The sequence below is a fragment of the Staphylococcus sp. GDX8P80P genome (assembly GCF_017893095.1).
Taxonomy (GTDB): Bacteria; Bacillota; Bacilli; order Staphylococcales; family Staphylococcaceae; genus Staphylococcus; species Staphylococcus borealis.
The window spans coordinates 14314-35083 of the sequence record NZ_JAESMI010000025.1 but is presented as its reverse complement, the minus strand read 5'-3'; the positions used below and the strand labels follow the sequence as shown (position 1 = coordinate 35083).

Genomic DNA, 20770 nt, shown 5'->3' with positions numbered 1-20770 from the left:
TAATCGGGTTTCAGTGAGCAGGTTTCTCGGCAGAAATTCTCAAAGCTCGACAAAACTTGAGAAACAGTTTTGCTCACTTTTCGATTCTGCTCACAACCTAAGCGCTCACTTTCGCACCTTGTTTTGATAATCGGGTTACGAAAAGCAGGTCGTTCGACAATAATACGCTAATCGCTAAAATCACAGAACGATTTTCGCTCATAGCTCGTTATTGCTCGCGACCTAACCGCTTTTCTTCACACCTTTTTCTACCATAATTGTTCTAATAAATTTGTTTGGTCACGGTCTGGACCTACTGAGAAGATTGAAATACGTACATTACATAATTCAGAAATGCGTTCTAAGTATTTACGTGCATTATCTGGTAATTCTTCCAATGTACGGCAACCAGTGATATCTTCTTTCCATCCTGGTAATTCTTCAAAGATTGGTTTACAACGACGTAATTGATCAAGGTTAGCTGGATATTCTGTAATTTCTTCTCCATCTAATTCATATGCAGTACAAATCTTCACTGTATCAAGACCTGTAAGCACGTCGATAGAGTTAATAGATAAGTCTGTAATACCGCTAACACGACGAGAGTGACGTAAGACAACTGAGTCAAACCAACCTACACGACGTGGACGTCCTGTTGTTGTACCGTATTCACGACCAACCTCTCTAATATGATGTCCATCTTCATCAAATAATTCTGTAGGGAATGGACCGTCACCTACACGAGAAGTATATGCTTTACATACACCAATCACTTTAGATACGAAAGTTGGGCCTACACCTGTACCAACTGTTACGTTACCTGCAACAGGGTTACTTGAAGTTACGAAAGGATATGTACCGTGGTCAATATCTAACATGACACCTTGTGCACCTTCAAATAAAACTTTTTCTTCAGCTACAAATGCATCGTCTAAGATTTTAGAAGTATCCGTAACAAATTCTTTTAGACGTTGACCTGCAGCATAGTATTCATCAAAGATTTCATCGAAACGTGGGCAAGTTTCATTAAACATACCTTTGAAATATGCATTTTTAACTTCAATGTTTTCTTTTAAACGTCTTTCGAATGTTTCTTTTTCTAATAAATCAGCCATGCGGATACCAATACGTTGTGCTTTATCAACATAAGCTGGTCCGATACCTTTTTTAGTCGTACCGATTTTATTATCGCCACGACGACGTTCTTCATATTCATCTTGTGCTAAGTGATATGGAAGAATGACTTGCGCACGGTTAGAAATACGTAAGTTTGAAGTAGATACACCACGTTCATTTAAAGCGTCTAACTCTTTTAATAATGCAACTGGATCTACAACAACACCATTACCAATCACTGCTAATTTATCTTTGTAAAAAATGCCTGATGGTACTAAATGTAACTTATAAGTTTCTCCACCAAATTGAATCGTATGACCTGCGTTATTACCTCCTGAAAAGCGCGCAATAACATCTGCTTGTTCCGCTAAGAAATCTGTAATTTTACCTTTACCTTCGTCTCCCCATTGTGTCCCAACAACTACGATTGATGACATGTGAGCACCTCCAAAGTTTTCTCAATTAACCATTAAGTATTCTATCAATACGAACCTTATAATGCAAATAAAAATCGAACATTAAATTTATGACATATCACATCATTACTTAAATATTATTCTATTCAATAAATCTTTTAAAACGTTGATATCAAGCGTATTAAAGTTCTTTTTACCAAAAATCATTATACATACTTAGGCTTAAAAATCATTGCCAAAACAAAATAAAAACCGTACATTTAATTTTTCATAACTTTGAATGTACGGTAAAAAATATTTTTATGACATGTCTGCATGTGCATAATCAATGTCTGTAAATTTATTATATTGTTTCATAAAGTGTAGCTTCACAGTCCCTGTCGGACCATTACGTTGTTTAGCGATAATGATTTCAATTTCGCCATTTTCATCATTTGATTGTGGTTCGAAACCTGCGTCATCATCCTCACCCTCGCCACGATTATAATAATCATCACGATATAAGAAGGCAACGATATCAGCATCTTGCTCGATAGAACCAGATTCACGAATATCACTCATCATTGGCCGTTTATCTTGACGTTGTTCCACACCACGAGATAACTGACTTAGTGCGATAACAGGACATTCTAATTCACGCGCAATCGCTTTTAATGTACGTGAAATCTCAGATACTTCTTGTTGTCTGTTATCAGAAGCACGAGAACCACTACCTTGAATTAACTGTAAGTAGTCAATCACAATCATATCTAAACCGTGCTCTTGTTTTAAACGACGGCATTTAGAACGTAAGTCTGTAATTCGAATACCAGGTGTATCGTCGATGAAAATTTTGGTACGTGATAATTTACCGACTGCAATTGTAAATCGATTCCAGTCTTCTTCTGTCATCGTACCTGTACGTAATCGGTTAGAGTCCACATTACCAGAACTACAAATCATACGTGTTGCTAATTGGTCTGCCCCCATCTCGAGTGAGAAAATACCAACAGTATAATTACCTTCATGTGTCGCTACCTTTTGCGCAATATTAAGAGCGAAGGCAGTCTTACCTACTGAAGGACGGGCTGCTAAAATAATTAAATCATTTCGGTTGAACCCAGCTGTCATTTGATCTAAATCGCGATAACCGGTAGGGATACCAGGTGTTTGACCACTATTTTGATCGAGTTCTTCAGCTGTTTCATAAACTTGCCCTAATACATCTCTAATATCCTTAAATCCATCACTTTGTCGATTAGATGATAGTTCAAGAATGCGTCGCTCTGCATCACTTAAAATCGCATCTAATTCGAGTTCATTATCATAACCATCATTTGCAATGCTATCCGCAGTTTGAATTAATCTGCGCTTCAATGCATGATTTGAAACGATATTTGTGTAGTACTGAATATTACGTGTCGTTGGTACATTATTTGAGAGTTCCGCTAAATATTGAGGACCACCAGCCTCACTTAATGTACCTTCTTTAGTTAATTGATCCATTAACGTTACGACATCAATTTCATCACCATCTTCATTCAGATTCATCATCGCTCTGAAGATGTGTTGGTGGGCACCTCTATAAAAGGACTCAGGAAGAAGCACTTCCTGAGTCGAATTAATCAATTGTGGATCTAAAATAATTGCACCTAAGACAGATTGTTCAGCTTCATTGTTATGTGGCATTTGTTTTTGCTCATACATATTATCCATTGATTCATACACCTCTAAATCTAATCCATCTAAAGTTTCTCAAACGCAGTGCAACATTGTTCAATTAAATTTTAATTCTAAGATAAATGGTCACTTGCTTAAGTTGTTTCGCTTTCCTGTGGGAAAGAGTCTGGGACATAAATAATATAATAATGCTATTTAGCAAATTCGCAGTAGTTGACTGAACTGAGAAGGCGCTTAAATCAAGCTTTTCTCAGTTCTAGTCACCTTTGCAGGGGTGGGCGGGGCCCCAACACAAAAAATCACGAAAGTGATTTTACAAGCTAAGCAAGTTGGGGTTACGACGAATTTAAAAGAATTCTGTCCCACTCCCGCTTTCTTTTCCACTAGGAGTCTCACAACTACGCTGCGTTATTTATCTTAGAATTATTTGTTTGAGTTACTTATCTTCCCAAATTATTATAATTAGCAATTAAAATTAAAAACTTGTTTTACTTTTTCAAGTTAAATAATAACTTTATTTTTAAAATTACGATTTTGAAGCATTCCACTTAAGATAAAATAGTAAATTCTTTTTAGAAAAAGAGAAATTTTGTGATTGGCTAACGAAGCGTAGTTGAAAGACTCCCGAGGGAACAGTACAAGTTGAAGACCTTAGAATTACCCACAGATTTATCTGTGAGGTAATTCTGGCTAAAACTGTACCCTGGAAAGCGTATCAACTTAAGCGTAGTTAAAAGCCAACCAACAAAATTTCTTTCCGCTAGGAAAGGAAAACTTATTTCTCTACTGTATGAACACGGATTGTGCCTTCAACTTCTTTATCTAATTTAACAGGTACATTTGTATAACCTAATGCATGGATACCTTGAGGTAAATCCATTTTACGCTTATCAATTTTAATATCATGTTGTGTTTTAAGTGCTTCAGCAATTTGTTTCGTACTTACAGAACCAAACAATTTGCCACCTTCACCAGTTTTAGCACTTACTTCAACTTCGATTTCTTCTAATTTAGCTTTTAATGCTTTAGCGTCATCGATTTCTTTTTGTCTGTCCGCTTCAGCACGTTTATTTTGTTGTTCTAATTGTTTTAAATTACCTGGAGTTGCTTCAACAGCATAGTTATTTTTAATTAAAAAGTTATTTGCATAACCTACTGGTACATCTTTAATTTCGCCTTTTTTACCTTTACCTTTAACGTCTTGTGTGAAAATTACTTTCATGCGTCTTCACTCCTACTCATTTGTTCTGTAATTGCTTGTTGTAATTGTTCAATCGCTTCTTCAATTGATAATCCTTTCAATTGCGTTGCAGCATTCGTTAAGTGACCGCCGCCACCTAATGCTTCCATCGTTAATTGAACATTAATAGAGCCTAATGAACGTGCTGAGATACCTATTAAGTTATCTTCACGTTTAGCCACAACATAAGAAGCCTCTATACCTTCTAAACTTAACAACTCATCCGCAGCTTGTGCAACTGTAACAGGATGATAAATTTTTTCGTTAGAACCATGTGCTATCGCTATACCATTATCTTGAACTTCAACTGTTCGAATAAGCTCTGAACGATTAATATACGTATCGACATCATCTTTTAAGAAATGTTGTGTTAATATCGTATCTGCGCCGTGAGCACGTAAATAGCTTGCAGCGTCAAACGTTCTAGAACCTGTACGTAATGTGAAGTTACGTGTATCAACGATAATACCTGCATACATGACTGTAGATTCTAAACGTGTTAAACGTTGTTCAGTTGGTTGATATTCTAATAACTCTGTCACAAGTTCTGCTGTCGAACTTGCGTAAGGTTCCATATAAACTAATAACGGGTTAGAAATAAAGCTTTCTCCTCGTCTATGATGGTCAATGACCACTTTACGGTTAGCTTTATTTAAAATGTTCTCATCTAATACCATCTCTGGTTTATGTGTATCCACAACAACGATCGTAGATTTAGATGTCATCATATCCCAAGCTTCATCTGATGTGACGAATCGCTCTTTCAATTCTGGTTTCTTATCGATTTCATCCATTACACGACGTAATGTTGGATCAATATCTTCCTCATTCAAGACTACGTAAGCTTCTAAGTTATTCATTAATGCGAATCTTGATACACCTATCGCTGCACCAATCGCATCTAAATCGGGACGTTTGTGTCCCATAATAATTACTTTGTCGCCTTCGGTTAAGATATCCTTTAATGCATGAGAAATAACACGCGCTCTTACACGCGTACGTTTTTCCATCGGGTCAGTCTTACCGCCATAGAATCGTACATTTCCGTTCATATTTTTAATTGCTACTTGGTCACCACCACGACCTAATGCTAAATCTAAACCAGATTGTGATAACTCACCAAGATCAATTAAGTTCTCAGTACCTTCACCGACACCGATACTCAATGTTAATTGGGCACGGTAACCAACACTTTTTTCGCGTAGTTGGCTAAGAATTTCAAAGTTCGATTCTTCAACTTCGGCTAATATTTTTTGATTTAAATACGCTACGAACTGGTCAGAATTATAACGTTTGAAGAAGATATTATATTCTGATGCCCAACGACTAATCACTCGTGTTACCATTGAGTTGATTTCAGAACGTTGTGTATCGTTCATATTTTGCGTGATTTCATCATAGTTATCTAAGAATAATGTTGCAATAATTGGTTTTGATTCTTCATATAGTTCATTGGTATGCACTTCATCTGTGATATCAAAGAAATATAGACAATTTTCCTCTTCAGAATGACGTACATGGTAATGATATTGGCCATGTTCGATTTCGACTTCTTGTACCTTTTCCAACTGCTTTAAAATATTCGGAAAAACTTCATTGACTGGTTCTGAGATGACATTTGTTTCTAAGTGTTCAGACATGTACTGGTTAATCCATTCAATATGATCATCAGCATCAAGAACGACCATGCCAATTGGCAATCGTTTAATTGCCCTATTGCTTCCAGCCGAGATATGACCACTTAAATTATCCACATAATTATCCATTTTCAACAAGGCCTGTCTTACTAATACAATGCCAATAATAATCATCACGACTAAAATAGCTGCTGCAATGGTCGCAACTAATGGTTTAAAGATAAACCATACTACGACAAGTGCAATTGAAGTAAGTACCATTAAAATAAATGGTATGAGTAATGCCTTCTTAGTGGATTGACGGTTCATTATTCCACCTCTATTCACTTTTTAAAGTCATTTTTTAATCATTCGTTTTAAATTAATTCCTAAATCAAGTACACCAAGTAATGCAATGATATGTGTTGCTGGTGTAATAATTGTCCCCACAACCATCAGCAATATCGTTACAACATTTGGAATACGTTTTGCTTTACCAAAGAAATGAATTAAACTCAATCCTTGGATATACATCAGTAATGATAACACAACTTCGAAATTTAATACGATGCTTTGGAAAGTACTTGGCCCTGTTGCGAACATTACGCATAATAAAACAACCATATAAACCCAAAGTAATGAACGGTTAAGTTGCCAAGCAAATAATGGTTTAAAAATTGGTGTAGCTACTTTAAATTTACGAAGAATTGGAAATGTAATAATTAAGTTAATTAAGACTAAAATAAAGACTATAACGATTATAAAACTTGGAAGCTGGACTGCCATTTGACGGAACCCTTCTTCTAGAATCGTTTTATAATCTGATTCTACGCCTGTCGTTACAACCGCATTGTGCATTGCATCTTTGAAAGGCTTAATTAATGTCGTAGCGCTAGGTATCTTTTTAAACGTTTGTAATAGCATAAATGCGACTAAAGTAAATATACTTAAATATGTTGTAGCTATAAATAAGATGCGTTCTTTAGAGGCACGTTCTTTCAATAATTGGCCAATAATAAAGCTAAGTATTAAAACTAAAATCATGGCACTTAATACAAATGTATTACCCAATAATGTGGTAAGAATAACTGTGATTAGCGCTCCAATTCCAAATGATGGAATAGATTTATTCCATAAAATAATACCTGGAATCGTAGCGAATAAACATAGAATCAGCCCTAGTATTGGTAATACATACGTAACTAAAGCAACCATAACAAGTGCAATTGTTCCTATAATTGTTGCTTTAGGATGTACTTTTGAAAACACATTCGCCACTCCTATACTTTTTTGACTATAACCTCTATTTTAACCTCTAAGCAAAATTAAAACAAATTGTGAAGATTGAGTAATATACGATTCCATCATTGCGTGTTTTCTTCTATATTCTAACTTACCCGCTTCATCTATTTTCGTTTGAAGTTCGTTACTTTAAGAAAATGATATAAGTTCGGTGCCCAGTCATTGAAATTTAATAAAAAGCCATCATGACCTACATTATCTGGAACGAAGAAATGGCGATGATATTTAAAACGCTCCCCTACTGCTCTCACTTGATCATCTGGATATAATAAATCATCCGTAAAGCCCATAGTTAAAACCTTTGTATCTAATGATTGATAAACGTCATCCACATTTGTACGTCCACGGTCAACATTATGACTATCTAATACATTTAACATTGTTAGATAACAGGATAAATCATAAGTTTCTTTAAATTTATTACCTTGATGCCGTTGATAGCTTACAACTTCGTCGGGTGAAAAGCGTTGATCATAACTTTTAGATGACCGATACGTTAGAAATCCTAATTGTCGGGCAATACTAAGGCCTTCTTTGCCACCAAGATGAATTGCCTCACGTGCAATTTCGTTGAACGCACGACTATACGATGATGTCTTATCCGTAGCTGCTAGAATAACCGCCTTATCCACTTGAAATTGATGGTTGTAGAGTAGTTCCATAACTTGCATACCACCTAAACTACCACCAATTAAAATATTAATCTTGTTGAAACCAAGCGCTTGAATCCCCATTTCGATTGCTTTCACAATATCCCTCAACGTTAAATACTCCGGAAAATTAGGATCAGTTAAAGGAGAACTTGAACCAAAGGGGCTACCGATGACATTGAACGTAAGAAATTGATAATCATAAATCGGCATATAACCGCCATCTATGATTTCACGCCACCAACCAGGGGCATCATCTGTGCCATATGTTAAATGATTACCAGTTAGCGCATGGCAGACCACAACGAGTGGTTGCCCCGCATAGCCCACATGTTCATAACGCAATTGTAAGTTTTTAATCATTTCGCCTGATTCAGTTGTAAAAGGTCCTAAATTTAATGTTTCTACCGTGTAATTGGTCATGTGGTTACCTCCTTTGAATACAAAAAAATCGCCTATACTCTTCAAAGTATGAGGCGATTCGTCTCTATTACTTATCATTCGAGTATCTCGTTGGTCGTAGCACCGTGCGTATGCGTCGCCGGTTGCTGAAGTTTCTTAGGGCCGTGTCCCTCCACTTCTCTTAATAAGTTCTATTATCTCTATTCATTTACTTATTCAAATTGTAATTTGAATTTATTGTATCTAATTGTATAGCTAACTTCAATCGTTAGCTATTGGGTTCTGCCTTTTCTAAAAGAAAAAACGTAGGCCTGCAATCAGCACAATACCTACTAGAATGGTTGTAGTCAGACTACGCGTGAAAAGTGCGATAAATACCGTTGGAATCGTCACAAGAATAAACGGAATATTAAGGGTGTATCCTGCTACACCTTCCTGTTGTACGATAATGCCATCTAATATCAGTGCTGTAAATAATGTTATTGGAATAAATGATAGCCATTTAATTACCGTTTCTGAGAGTTGAATACGTGAAATCATTAAGAATGGAACTACTCGAATGATTAACGTTACAAGTCCACATAACACGATTAAGATAAACATATGCCAAGATGTTGTCATTTATCCATCACCACCCCTAATGTTGCTGCTAGCATCGATGCAATCAGAATTGCAACGTATGATGGCATAAACCAACTTAAGCTGAGCATCATCACGATAACAAATACGATAAGTACAAGGTATATGCGTAGTTTAGATGATGTGATTGACTCAAATTGTGCCATGGTTAAAAAGATAAACATTGCTGTAATCGCAAAATCGAGACCCAACATGTCTGGATTAGAGATATATTTACCAAGTAATGCACCAACAATACTGGCTAGTGCCCAAAATGCATATGCGGTTAAATTTAAGCCATGTAACCATCGATCGTTTATCTTCTCCCCTTTTAAATGCGGTGTGATAGCGACGCCAAATGTTTCATCTGTCAAAATTGAAGACAGACCTAGACGATTCCAAATACCATAGTCTTTATAATTGGGTGCTAACGTCATTGATAATAGGAAGAAACGTGAATTGACAATCAATGTTGTAAGAACAATAGCAGAAATCGGTGTGCCTGTAGCAACGAGTGCACAAATAATAAATTGTGCTGCGCCAGCATAGACAAGTAAACATAATAATAGTATTTCAATGATACTAAAATGTTGTGAAGCAGCTACAATGCCAAACGATAAACCAATCCCAACGTATCCTAACAAAGTAGGTATACATTCTTTAACGCCTTGCTTAAACGTCACATGTGATGTCATCTTTGTAACCTCCCTTTATACTTAATAGTTTAGAACAGTATTTTATTAATAATTTCAGTCTAATATACGGATGCTAGAGTGGCAACAACGTTAGACATAGGGTTGTGTGATGTTAGACTAACAGACTACTTAGAACTACTGATTTAAAGGGGTATTTAATATGTCTATTTTTTGACAACAAAGCGTATATCACACCTCTGAAAGCAGTCTAAATCCACCCTTTTCACTTCATCACTTTATTAAGAAAAAGTGAATTTTTAACATGATTGATTGTATATTCAAGACATCATAGACCACAATTCAATGTAGTTTCATTGCAGCATTCCTGCCACCTATTCACTTTGTTTATGACATTCATATTGGTTTAACACCATAAAAAGAGAGCTGAAAAAGTGTTATATAAACACCTTCTCAGCTCAGTCAGCTACTGCGAATTTGTACTGTAGCTTTAGTATATTATCGCTTATTCCGTACTCTATAAATTAACGTTATAAGCTAACTAATAATCGAATTAGTCGTTAACTGGACGGATTTCAGTTTTACCACCCATGAATGGTACTAATGCTTCAGGAATTGTAATTGAGCCATCTGCATTTTGGTAGTTTTCAACGATTGCTGCAAATGTACGACCTACTGCAAGACCACTACCATTTAATGTATGTGCTAATTCTGGTTTAGAAGCTGCATCACGTTTGAAGCGGATGTTAGCACGACGCGCTTGGAAATCAGTACAGTTTGAGCAAGAACTGATTTCTTTATAGTTGTCATAACTTGGTAACCAAACTTCTAAGTCATATGTTTTACTTGCACTGAAACCAATATCGCCAGTACATAAGATAACACGACGGTAAGGTAAACCTAATTCTTCAAGAATTGCTTCCGCATTTTGTGTCATATCTTCTAATGCATCCCAAGAATCTTCTGGTTTTTCGATACGTACCATTTCAACTTTGTCAAATTGGTGTAAACGGATTAAACCTCTTGTGTCTCTACCTGCTGATCCAGCTTCACTACGGAAACAAGCAGTTTGAGCAGTGAATTTTTCAGGTAGTACGCCTGGTTGAATGATTTCGTCTCTGTAGAAGTTTGTTAATGGTACTTCTGCAGTTGGGATTGTGTATAGACCTTCTTTTTCAACTTTGAATAAGTCTTCTTCAAATTTAGGTAACTGACCAGTACCAAACATTGTATCTGCGTTAACTAATTGAGGTGTCATCATTTCAGTGTAACCATGTTGTGTTGTATGTTTTGTAAGCATGTAGTTCATTAATGCACGTTCTAATAATGCACCATCTTTAGTTAAGTATACGAAACGCGCACCTGAAATTTTTGCAGCACGTTCAAAGTCTGCCATTTTTAATTCTTCAACTAAGTCCCAGTGTGCTTTAGGTTCGAAGTCAAACTCACGAGGTGTACCCCATTTTTTAACTTCAACATTTTCTTCATCAGAATCCCCTTGTGGTACATCTTCAGCAATTAGGTTAGGAATACGAATTAAGATATCTCTAACTTTATTATCCACTTCATTAAGTTTAGCGTCGTTTTCTTTGATTTCGTCACCAAGTTCACGCATTTCTTTAATAACGTCGTCTGCATTTTCTTTATTACGTTTCTTTTCAGCGATTTCTTCACTTACTTTGTTACGACGTGCTTTCATTTCTTCAGTCTTACCAATTAATTGACGGCGTTCATTATCTAATTCTAATACCTCGTCAACAACTTTAGGATCATCTCCACGTAATTCAATTTTGCTCTTAACTTTGTCAGCTTCTTCTCTGAATAGTCTAATGTCTAACATGTAACATTCATCCTTCCCAATTTTTTGAAAATTTTTATTTTGGATAACATGCGTCTTGTTCAATAAAAAAAGACCACATCCCCTTTACAAGGGACGTGGTCTACGCGTTGCCACCCTATTTAACAATTTGACACAATAGATGTATCGAATTGCACTTTCCTTAAAATAACGGTTTTACCGGTTGTTCACAATTGTAGGTAGATTCGCATAATCATCAATTACTTGTTCACACTCAACACAAGCTCTCTGAAATTAACTGATTATGTTACTTGTCCCACGAACAATAACTTATTAAGTTATTTTTAATATAGCAAACTCCTTTATAATTAGCAAGTAAATGCTAAATAATATTATATTTATCTTATTGTATACGCCCTCTATAAAGCCATGTAGGGACCTTATGATACGTATAATTAAATATTCTTCATAATAGTGTTGACGAAAGTCTTTCACAGGTATAATATTTTCTATTGTATTTAAAAAAGGTATAGACAAACAATCCAATTTAGAACTCAATCAACTAAGTCATCATGGATGCTATCGCTACGCATTTCATTGTCACTTGAAATTTGAGTTATATACAGTAATGGCGGTACACACATTTTTCTAACATTATACGTTCACAACGTCTTCAAGGGAGGGTTTAATTTATGGAAACATTAACAACTGTTAATATTCCGAAGAGAAAAGAAGAGACACATAAAGGTGACTATGGAAAGATTCTACTGATAGGTGGAAGTGCCAATTTAGGTGGCGCAATCATGTTAGCTGCGCGTGCATGTGTTTATAGTGGAAGTGGGTTAATTACAGTAGCTACACATCCTACAAACCATGCGGCACTCCATTCACGTTGTCCAGAGGCAATGGTAATCGATATTAACGACACTAAAATGTTAACGAAAATGATTGAAAACACAGATAGCATTTTAATTGGACCAGGGTTAGGTGTCGATTTCAAAGGTAATAACGCAATTACGTTTTTACTACAAAATATACAACCACACCAAAATTTAATTGTTGATGGTGATGCGATTACAATATTTAGTAAATTAAAACCTGATATTCCAACTTGCCGTGTCATCTTTACACCACATCAAAAAGAATGGGAACGTTTAAGTGGTATCCCTATTGAAGAGCAAACTTACGAACGTAATAGAGAAGCTGTTGATAAGTTAGGTGCTGCTGTTGTACTGAAGAAACACGGTACTGAAATATTCTTCAAAGATAAGGAATATAGACTGACAATTGGTACACCAGCAATGGCAACTGGTGGTATGGGCGATACATTAGCTGGAATGATTACTAGCTTTGTTGGCCAGTTTGATGATTTTAGAGATGCAATTACAAGCGCAACATATACACACAGTTATATTGGAGAGAAATTATCTGAATCCATGTACGTTGTGCCACCTTCACGTTTAATTAGTGAAATCCCATATGTGATGAAAGAGTTAGAAAACTAATTGAATCAAATAAAAATAAGACTCCCCTAGTGAAAGGGAAGTCTTATTTTTATTAAATGAATATATTCTATTATCGCTGATCACTATGGATTAGCCTTTAATTCTCGTCGTCTTCATCATCGTTAGATGCATTATCAATGTCTTCATTCACACGATCCATAAAATCTTGTCTAACTTCAATACGTTCATCTGTTGCATTATCCTCAGTTACTGTTTCCGTATCTTCATCCGCTTCCGTATGGAGTGCATTACCTGGTGTATCATCATCTACTACTTCTTCGCTAGGGCTTTCTGTACTTTCTGCATTTGTTTCACCATCTTCAACTTGTGCTGCCTCAGTTGCATCTTCATCTTCTGTTTTATCAATGACTTTAGCAACCGTTGAAACAAATTGATCTTCACCTAGTTTCATTAAGCGTACACCTTGTGTTGCACGACCATTTTGAGAAATATCTTCTACTTCTAAACGAATAATCACACCACTATTGGTAACAATCATTAAATCTTCTTCACCAGTAACTGTTGTGATACAAACGATGTTACCATTACGTTCTGTAATTTTCGCAGTCTTAATACCTTTACCGCCACGGTTTGATAAGCGATATTCACTTACTGGCGTACGTTTACCATAACCATTTTCAGTGACAACAAGAATTTCATCTTCACTATCAGCATGGGCAACATCTAGACCTACTACAACATCATCTTCACGTAATGAGATACCTCTTACACCTGCAGCAGTTCGACCTAATGGACGTAAACTTGTTTCTGCAAATCTGATTAATGAAGCGTGAGATGTACCAATTAAGATGTCTTGGTGACCATCTGTAAGACGGACTGCAATTAATTCGTCATCTTCTTTGAAACCAATCGCAATTTTACCATTCTTATTGATATGTGAGAAATTACTTAACGCAGAACGTTTCACAATACCGTTTTTAGTTGCAAATACTAAGTAACTATCTTCATCTTCGAGATCTCTAACCGCAATCATAGTACTGATTGTCTCATCATTATCCAATTCAATCGCATTGATGACTGGAATACCTTTAGATTGTCGAGATAATTCTGGCACTTCATAACCTTTAAGTTTGTATACACGACCTTTATTCGTGAAGAATAAAACATGGTCATGCGTACTTAACGTAACAAGTTGGCTGACGAAGTCTTCTTCCAATGTATTCATACCTTGAACACCACGTCCTCCACGATGTTGTGAACGATACGTAGAAACAGGTAATCGTTTAATATAGTTATTATGACTTAATGTAATAACAATTTGTTCTTCTGGAATAAGATCTTCATCTTCGAGATCATCTAAACCACCTAATTGAATTTCCGTACGACGTTCGTCACCGAAACGTTCTTTAATGTCTGTTAATTCATCTCGAACTAATTGAAGTAACACTTCGTCATCGGCTAAGATTGCTTCTAATTCAGAAATATAGCCGAGCAATTCGTTATATTCATTTTCAATTTTATCTCGTTCTAAACCTGTTAAACGTCTTAAACGCATATCAAGAATTGCTTGTGCTTGGCGTTCAGACAATTTAAAACGCGATTGTAATGTTTCCATTGCGACTTTATCTGTTTCTGATTCACGAATTGTCGTAATAATCTCGTCGATATGATCTAACGCAATGCGTAAACCTTCTAAGATATGTGCACGGTCTTTCGCTTTTTTCAAATTATATTCTGTACGACGGCGTACGACAGTCTTTTGATGCTCTAAGTATTCAACTAAAGCTTGTTTTAAATTGATTAATTTTGGACGTCCATTAACCAGTGCAATCATATTCACACCGAATGACGTTTGTAATGGTGTTTGTTTGTAGAGATTGTTCAAAATAACATTGGCGTTTGCATCTTTACGTACATCAATAACTACTCTAACACCTGTACGTAAACTTGTTTCATCACGTAAATCTGTAATACCTTCGATTTTCTTGTCACGAACAAGTTCTGCTATCTTTTCAATCATACGTGCTTTATTAACTTGATATGGGATTTGAGTCACTACGATACGTTGGCGACCGCCACCACGTTCTTCAATTTCTGCACGTGCACGCATTTGAATGGAGCCACGTCCTGTTTCATATGCGCGTCGGATACCACTCTTGCCTAGGATTAAACCAGCTGTTGGAAAATCAGGGCCTTGAATATCTTCCATAAGTTCTGCAATCGTAACATCTGGATTCTTACTTAAATGTAAAACACCGTTGATGACTTCAGTTAAATTGTGAGGAGGAATATTTGTTGCCATACCTACAGCAATACCTGATGCACCGTTCACTAATAAGTTAGGGAAACGAGAAGGTAAGACTTCCGGCTCTCTTTCAGTACCATCATAGTTATCTAGGAAATCAATCGTATCTTTATTAATATCACGTAATAGTTCTAACGTAATTTTAGTCATCTTCGCTTCAGTATAACGCATGGCAGCGGCACCATCGCCGTCCATTGAACCGAAGTTACCTTGACCATCAACAAGTGGATAGCGATAGCTGAATGTTTGTGCCATTCTAACCATGGCATCATAAATTGATGAGTCTCCGTGAGGGTGATATTTACCCATTACATCCCCAACGATACGTGCTGATTTTTTATATGGTTTATCAGGGGTCATACCTTGTTCATTTAAGCCATATAAGATACGACGGTGTACAGGTTTTAAACCATCACGTACATCAGGTAACGCACGTGAAACGATAACGCTCATTGCATAGTCTAAAAATGATTCGCGCATCTCGCTGGTTATATTTCGTTCATTTATTCTTGATTGAGGTAAGTCAGCCATCAAGATATCCTCCTTCTATAATCAATTCACTTAAAATAGCAAGACTGCAAGCCATTCGCTATACAGTCTTCAACATGTTCATTCGTTCACGCTAATTTAGAAATCTAGGTTTGCATATACTGCATTGTCTTCGATAAATTGTCTACGATTTTCAACGACATCACCCATTAACATTTCAAACGTTTGGTCCGCTTCAATCGCATCATCTAATTTAACTTGTAACATCATACGGTTTTCAGGATTCATTGTCGTTTCCCATAATTGATCCGCATTCATTTCTCCTAAACCTTTATAACGTGAAATTTGCCATTTAGGCGTAGGACTTAATTCTGATTTTAATTTATCAAGTTCACGATCGTTAAATACATAATATTTTTGTTTACCTTGTGCCAATTTGTACAATGGTGGTTGTGCGATATATACATATCCCGCTTCAATTAATGGTCTCATGAAACGATAGAAGAACGTTAGTAGTAGCGTTCTAATATGTGCACCATCGACATCAGCATCTGTCATAATTACAATTTTATGATAACGTGCTTTAGTGATATCGAACTCGCCACCAATACCAGTACCAAAGGCTGTAATCATTTGACGTATTTCATTGTTATTTAGAATACGGTCTAGACGTGCTTTTTCAACGTTTAAGATTTTACCTCTTAATGGCAAGATTGCTTGTGTTTTAGAGTCACGACCTTCTTTTGTAGACCCCCCGGCAGAGTCACCCTCTACTAGGAAGATTTCACTTTCTTCAGGTTTCTTACTTGAACAATCGGCAAGTTTACCTGGTAAGCTTGAAATTTCTAAAGCTGATTTACGGCGTGTTACTTCACGCGCTTTTTTAGCTGCAACACGTGCACGTGATGCCATGATTCCTTTTTCCACAACAATACGAGCAACATTTGGATGTTCGTATAAGAAACGTTCAAAATGTTCAGCAAACAATCTATCAACAATTTGACGTACTTCAGAGTTACCTAATTTCGTCTTTGTTTGTCCTTCGAATTGAGGATCACCATGTTTAATTGATACGACAGCTGTTAAACCTTCACGTGTATCTTCACCAGACAATCTTTCTTTGTCATCTTTAATGATCTTACTTTGTGTGCCGTAACTATTTAATATACGTGTTAATGCACGTTTAAAGCCATCTTCATGCGTACCACCTTCATACGTGTGAATATTGTTCGCATAAGATAATAAGTTCGTTGCATAACCACTGTTATACTGCATAGCGATTTCAATTTCTACATCATCTTTAGTTTGGTGAATATAAATCGGCTCTTCATGAATTGGCTCTTTATTTTCATTTAGTAATTCAACGTAAGATTTAATACCGCCTTCATAATGATATGTATCTTCACGTTGTTCTTCATCTTCACGTTCATCTCTTAAAGTGATTGAAATACCTTTGTTTAAAAATGCCAGCTCTCTAATACGTTTTTGAAGTGTTTCATAGTCATAAACGGTTGTTTCAGTGAATATTTCGCCATCTGCTTTAAAGCGAATCACTGTACCTGTTTTATCAGTGCTACCTACTTCTTTAAGATCAAATTGTGGTACACCTTTTTTATATGCTTGATGATAGATTGTATCGTTACGATGAACGTATACCTCTAAGTCTTCAGACAATGCGTTAACAACTGAAGAACCTACACCATGTAGACCGCCAGATACTTTATAACCGCCACCGCCGAATTTACCACCAGCATGTAGTACAGTTAAGATAACTTCAACTGCTGGACGACCCATTTTTTCTTGAATATCAACAGGAATACCTCGACCATTGTCAGTTACTTTAATCCAATTGTCTTTTTCAATAATCACTTCAATTTGATCTGCATAACCAGCAAGTGCCTCGTCGATACTGTTATCCACGATTTCCCATACTAAGTGGTGCAAACCTCTCTCTGAAGTTGAACCTATATACATACCAGGTCTTTTACGAACGGCTTCTAACCCTTCTAATACCTGTATCTGTCCAGCACCATAGTTATCTGTGTTGTTTACATCTGACAATGTATTCACCATCACTTTCTATTACTTTATAATTTCACCTTGATTGATTCGATAAAGCTTAGCATTGTTCATAATCTCATGATCTATGCCGTCTACGGATGTTGTCGTTACAAAGGTTTGTACTTTATGTTGAATCGTGCTTAGTAAATGTGTTTGTCGAGAATCATCTAATTCGCTTAACACATCATCTAGTAGTAAGATTGGATATTCTCCAACTTCAATGTTCATCAACTCTATTTCTGCTAGTTTAATGGATAATGCGGTCGTACGTTGTTGTCCTTGAGACCCGTATGTTTGCGCATCCATATCATTTACATTAAAGCCTAAATCATCTCTATGCGGGCCAAATAAACAAACGCCACGTTCCATTTCACGCTTAATATTGTCATTTAACAGTGTAATCACTTCGTCTAATAACGCTTGCGCATCTTTATCCATATCACTGAGTTTTATACTTGGTAAATAAGTCAACGATAACGTTTCTCTGTCATTAGTGATACCAGCATGAATCGGTTTAGCCAATGATTCTAATTCTTTGATGAAATGTGCTCGTCTCAACGTTACATTCAATGCATATTGCGCAAATTGTTGGTTTAAGACTTCTAACATCGTAGTGTCTTGTTTATGACCAAGTTGCAACTGCTTTAAGTAGTTATTCTTCTGTTTAAGAATACGTTGGTATTGAGCCAAGTCATTTAGATAAACTGCAGAGATTTGACCTAATTCCATATCAATGAACCGTCTTCGTATCTGTGGTGCACCTTTAACAATATTTAAGTCTTCTGGCGCAAAAAGAACCACGTTAAGATGTCCAACATACTGCGTTAGTCGACTTTGTTCTAAGTGGTTCACTTTTACTTGTTTACCTTTTTTAGTTATAAACATCGTTAATGGCATCGTTCCATGTCTATAATTTAGTACACCCTCTATTTTAGCATACTCTGAGTTAAACCGTATAAGCTCCTTGTCATTCGATGTGCGATGACTTTTAGCTAAAGCTAATGTGTAAATTGATTCAAGTAAATTCGTCTTCCCTTGTGCATTTTCTCCGATCAGAATATTCACATCAGGATGACATTCAAGCGTAACTTCTTCATAGTTACGATAATTCTCTAATTGGAGTGTTTTAAGTTTCATTGTTCACCTTGATGAATAATGATTACAGAATCAATTTCAGGGATATCAGGGAAATCAATTCGATCTTGGTTGGCTAGTTTTTTACCACGACGTGTTTCGCGTTCACCATTAATTAAAACTTCATAATCTTGTAAGAACCATTTAGCTTGGCCACCTGATTCTATAATGCCTTCAGTTTTAAGAAACTGGCCTAACGTAATATCGCCTTCAACCACTACTTCTTGAACCAAAATAATCACTCCGTTTCTTTATGTGTCATTAATATATTATACCTTTTTTAGGTTTAAATTTCATTTAAAATGGAATGTGAAACCGTTTACTTCACAATATCTTTATACATATTTAAATTTTGAAGGAAAATTGCCTATATTTTTCAAATTGAAGCGGCTTTTTTTGAATAACAAAAGGCGTTAAAAATGATTTCATTACTCATATAGCCCTATTTTTAATTTTAAGGGCCATTTTAGCTTGATGATATATTATTTAGAGTTATCCACTAGTTAATAACTTTTGTGTCTACATTGAAGGCTGAATGAGCTTAAATTAAATTAAAAAAAGGAGTTACGACAGAATTTCTTTTGAATTCGTCGTAACTCCAAATTAATAGCTTTTAAAACTAATATGTTCTAATTGGTAAAATTAATTGCGTAACAGAGTCATCTGCTTTTGGTTTAAGAATGAATGGTTTCATCGTACCAAAGAATTCTACTTCAACTTCATCATTATCGATTGCCTTCAGCGCATCCATCATATAACGAGAGTTGAATGAAATCTTCAAGTTGCCACCTTCTACATCAGTTGCTGTCACTTCTTCTTTTACAGTACCGATTTCAGGTGATGTTGATGATAATTCTACAACGTCATTACCTGTGCTCAACTTAATAACATTGTTACCACCTTCTCGTGCTAATAATGAAGCACGATCAATTGCGTGATAGAATTCACCGTTGTCTAAACCTAATTTAATTTCATAATTCTCTGGGAATAGACGTGTCGTATCTGGATAATGACCTTCTAATAAACGAGAAATAAAGTTTACATTACCAACTTTAAATAATACTTGGTTTGAAGCGAAGAAAATATCGATTTCTTCATCACTATCACTCATAATTTTATTCAATTCTGATAAAGCTTTACCTGGAATGATGACATTTTTGTTTTTTGACTCATCTTCCAACTTCAATTTTCTTACAGCTAAGCGGTGTGAATCAGTCGCAGTGCATATTAATTCATTATCTTGTATAAGCCAGTTCACACCAGTAAGTACTGGGCGTGTTTCTGAGGTGGACACTGCGAAATTTGTTTGCGCAATGATATTTTTTAAGACTTTTACTGATAATTGAATGGCGTCATCACGTGATACTTGAGGTAATAATGGATATTGATCAGGATCCAAGCCACTTAAGTTAAATTCTGAATGTCCAGATGTAATCAGTGTTTGGAATTGTTCGTTTGTTGATAATTTTACGTCTTTACCTGGTAATTTTTTAATAATATCTACGAAGAAACGACCAGGAAGCACTACTGAACCTGTTTCAGAAATAGTGACAATATCCTCACCATCAACTTGTTTAGGGATTGTAATTTCAATAGATATCTCAGAATCTGAACCAGTAAGAATGACCTCGTTGTCTTTAGCATCGATTTTGATACCTGTTAAAATCGGTAATGTTGTTCTTGGTGAGATGGCTTTTAATGTGTCATTTAATTGATTAATAAAATAATCTCTTCTAATTGTGAATTCCATCATTAATTTAAACTCCTTCCAGTCGTTTATATATAATTATATAGGTTTTAAATTCATAGTAATAGTAGTAGGGCTTGTGGATTAGTGGATATGTTAAGAAAATCCTTGTGTGCCAA

At 35.8% G+C, this 20770-nt stretch carries 15 protein-coding genes, 1 riboswitch and 1 other annotated feature; of the genes, 1 reads left to right on the top strand and 14 read right to left on the bottom strand.

Translation table 11 applies throughout. The annotated features are described in order from the left end of the window. Positions 1-248 precede the first annotated feature (248 nt). From KA858_RS03520 to serS, 9 genes are all read right to left on the bottom strand, one after another. A complete protein-coding gene (locus tag KA858_RS03520; RefSeq protein ID WP_053030338.1) occupies positions 249-1532 on the bottom strand; it encodes an adenylosuccinate synthase in 1284 nt (427 codons plus the stop codon). Positions 1533-1811: 279 nt separating this feature from the next. Beyond that, entirely contained in the window at positions 1812-3206 is a 1395-nt protein-coding gene (gene dnaB, locus KA858_RS03515) for a replicative DNA helicase (RefSeq protein WP_053030337.1), read from the bottom strand. Positions 3207-3945: 739 nt separating this feature from the next. Beyond that, positions 3946-4392: a 50S ribosomal protein L9 gene (rplI, locus tag KA858_RS03510; protein WP_016930923.1), complete on the bottom strand. Its 447-nt coding sequence runs from the start codon at positions 4390-4392 to the stop codon at positions 3946-3948. After that, a complete protein-coding gene (locus tag KA858_RS03505; RefSeq protein WP_053030336.1) occupies positions 4389-6356 on the bottom strand; it encodes a DHH family phosphoesterase in 1968 nt (655 codons plus the stop codon). Before KA858_RS03505 ends, rplI begins: the two co-directional genes overlap by 4 nt. A gap of 27 nt (positions 6357-6383) precedes the next feature. Beyond that, on the bottom strand, positions 6384-7310 hold the full coding sequence (locus KA858_RS03500) for a YybS family protein (protein ID WP_241960347.1): 927 nt from the start codon (positions 7308-7310) through the stop codon (positions 6384-6386). 122 nt (positions 7311-7432) lie between these two features. After that, positions 7433-8401 (bottom strand): homoserine O-acetyltransferase MetX, encoded by a 969-nt coding sequence (metX, locus tag KA858_RS03495; RefSeq protein WP_210125613.1) that lies wholly within the window; start codon positions 8399-8401, stop codon positions 7433-7435. A gap of 68 nt (positions 8402-8469) precedes the next feature. Continuing rightward, positions 8470-8571, bottom strand: a riboswitch (SAM riboswitch). A 100-nt stretch (positions 8572-8671) separates the two neighbouring features. Further along, the gene (locus KA858_RS03490; RefSeq protein WP_053030333.1) at positions 8672-9001 is read right to left on the bottom strand and encodes an AzlD domain-containing protein; all 330 of its coding nucleotides are present in this window, start codon (positions 8999-9001) and stop codon (positions 8672-8674) included. Beyond that, the gene (locus KA858_RS03485) at positions 8998-9693 is read right to left on the bottom strand and encodes an AzlC family ABC transporter permease (RefSeq protein ID WP_193839827.1); all 696 of its coding nucleotides are present in this window, start codon (positions 9691-9693) and stop codon (positions 8998-9000) included. The genes KA858_RS03490 and KA858_RS03485 overlap by 4 nt, the downstream gene beginning before the upstream one ends. A gap of 511 nt (positions 9694-10204) precedes the next feature. Further along, positions 10205-11491 carry a serine--tRNA ligase gene (gene serS, locus KA858_RS03480; RefSeq protein ID WP_193839826.1) on the bottom strand — a complete coding sequence of 429 codons (1287 nt, stop codon included), beginning with the start codon at positions 11489-11491 and terminating at the stop codon, positions 10205-10207. Between the two features lie 86 nt (positions 11492-11577). Next, positions 11578-11775 (bottom strand) — a binding site (T-box leader). A gap of 366 nt (positions 11776-12141) precedes the next feature. Between serS and KA858_RS03475 the strand changes: the two genes are divergently transcribed. Then, the gene (locus KA858_RS03475) at positions 12142-12954 is read left to right on the top strand and encodes an NAD(P)H-hydrate dehydratase (RefSeq protein WP_053030330.1); all 813 of its coding nucleotides are present in this window, start codon (positions 12142-12144) and stop codon (positions 12952-12954) included. Between the two features lie 97 nt (positions 12955-13051). On the opposite strand, the gene gyrA is transcribed toward KA858_RS03475, so the two are convergent. The 5 genes from gyrA to dnaN form a co-directional block, all read right to left on the bottom strand. Beyond that, positions 13052-15751: a DNA gyrase subunit A gene (gyrA, locus tag KA858_RS03470; protein ID WP_210135018.1), complete on the bottom strand. Its 2700-nt coding sequence runs from the start codon at positions 15749-15751 to the stop codon at positions 13052-13054. 96 nt (positions 15752-15847) lie between these two features. After that, the gene (gene gyrB / locus KA858_RS03465) at positions 15848-17782 is read right to left on the bottom strand and encodes a DNA topoisomerase (ATP-hydrolyzing) subunit B (protein ID WP_053030328.1); all 1935 of its coding nucleotides are present in this window, start codon (positions 17780-17782) and stop codon (positions 15848-15850) included. A gap of 9 nt (positions 17783-17791) precedes the next feature. After that, the gene (gene recF / locus KA858_RS03460; RefSeq protein WP_053030327.1) at positions 17792-18907 is read right to left on the bottom strand and encodes a DNA replication/repair protein RecF; all 1116 of its coding nucleotides are present in this window, start codon (positions 18905-18907) and stop codon (positions 17792-17794) included. After that, entirely contained in the window at positions 18904-19146 is a 243-nt protein-coding gene (gene yaaA, locus KA858_RS03455) for a S4 domain-containing protein YaaA (protein ID WP_174841934.1), read from the bottom strand. Before yaaA ends, recF begins: the two co-directional genes overlap by 4 nt. A 377-nt stretch (positions 19147-19523) precedes the next feature. Further along, entirely contained in the window at positions 19524-20657 is a 1134-nt protein-coding gene (gene dnaN / locus KA858_RS03450; RefSeq protein ID WP_210125609.1) for a DNA polymerase III subunit beta, read from the bottom strand. Between the last annotated feature and the right edge of the window lie 113 nt (positions 20658-20770).

Bases quoted from the DNA above. Each gene is read 5' to 3' on its own strand.
- KA858_RS03520 (WP_053030338.1), bottom strand. From the start codon at position 1,532: ATGTCATCAATCGTAGTTGTTGGGACACAATGGGGAGACGAAGGTAAA.
- dnaB (WP_053030337.1), bottom strand. From the start codon at position 3,206: ATGGATAATATGTATGAGCAAAAACAAATGCCACATAACAATGAAGCT.
- rplI (WP_016930923.1), bottom strand. From the start codon at position 4,392: ATGAAAGTAATTTTCACACAAGACGTTAAAGGTAAAGGTAAAAAAGGC.
- KA858_RS03505 (WP_053030336.1), bottom strand. From the start codon at position 6,356: ATGAACCGTCAATCCACTAAGAAGGCATTACTCATACCATTTATTTTA.
- metX (WP_210125613.1), bottom strand. From the start codon at position 8,401: ATGACCAATTACACGGTAGAAACATTAAATTTAGGACCTTTTACAACT.
- KA858_RS03490 (WP_053030333.1), bottom strand. From the start codon at position 9,001: ATGACAACATCTTGGCATATGTTTATCTTAATCGTGTTATGTGGACTT.
- KA858_RS03485 (WP_193839827.1), bottom strand. From the start codon at position 9,693: ATGACATCACATGTGACGTTTAAGCAAGGCGTTAAAGAATGTATACCT.
- serS (WP_193839826.1), bottom strand. From the start codon at position 11,491: ATGTTAGACATTAGACTATTCAGAGAAGAAGCTGACAAAGTTAAGAGC.
- KA858_RS03475 (WP_053030330.1), top strand. From the start codon at position 12,142: ATGGAAACATTAACAACTGTTAATATTCCGAAGAGAAAAGAAGAGACA.
- gyrA (WP_210135018.1), bottom strand. From the start codon at position 15,751: ATGGCTGACTTACCTCAATCAAGAATAAATGAACGAAATATAACCAGC.
- gyrB (WP_053030328.1), bottom strand. From the start codon at position 17,782: ATGGTGAATACATTGTCAGATGTAAACAACACAGATAACTATGGTGCT.
- recF (WP_053030327.1), bottom strand. From the start codon at position 18,907: ATGAAACTTAAAACACTCCAATTAGAGAATTATCGTAACTATGAAGAA.
- dnaN (WP_210125609.1), bottom strand. From the start codon at position 20,657: ATGATGGAATTCACAATTAGAAGAGATTATTTTATTAATCAATTAAAT.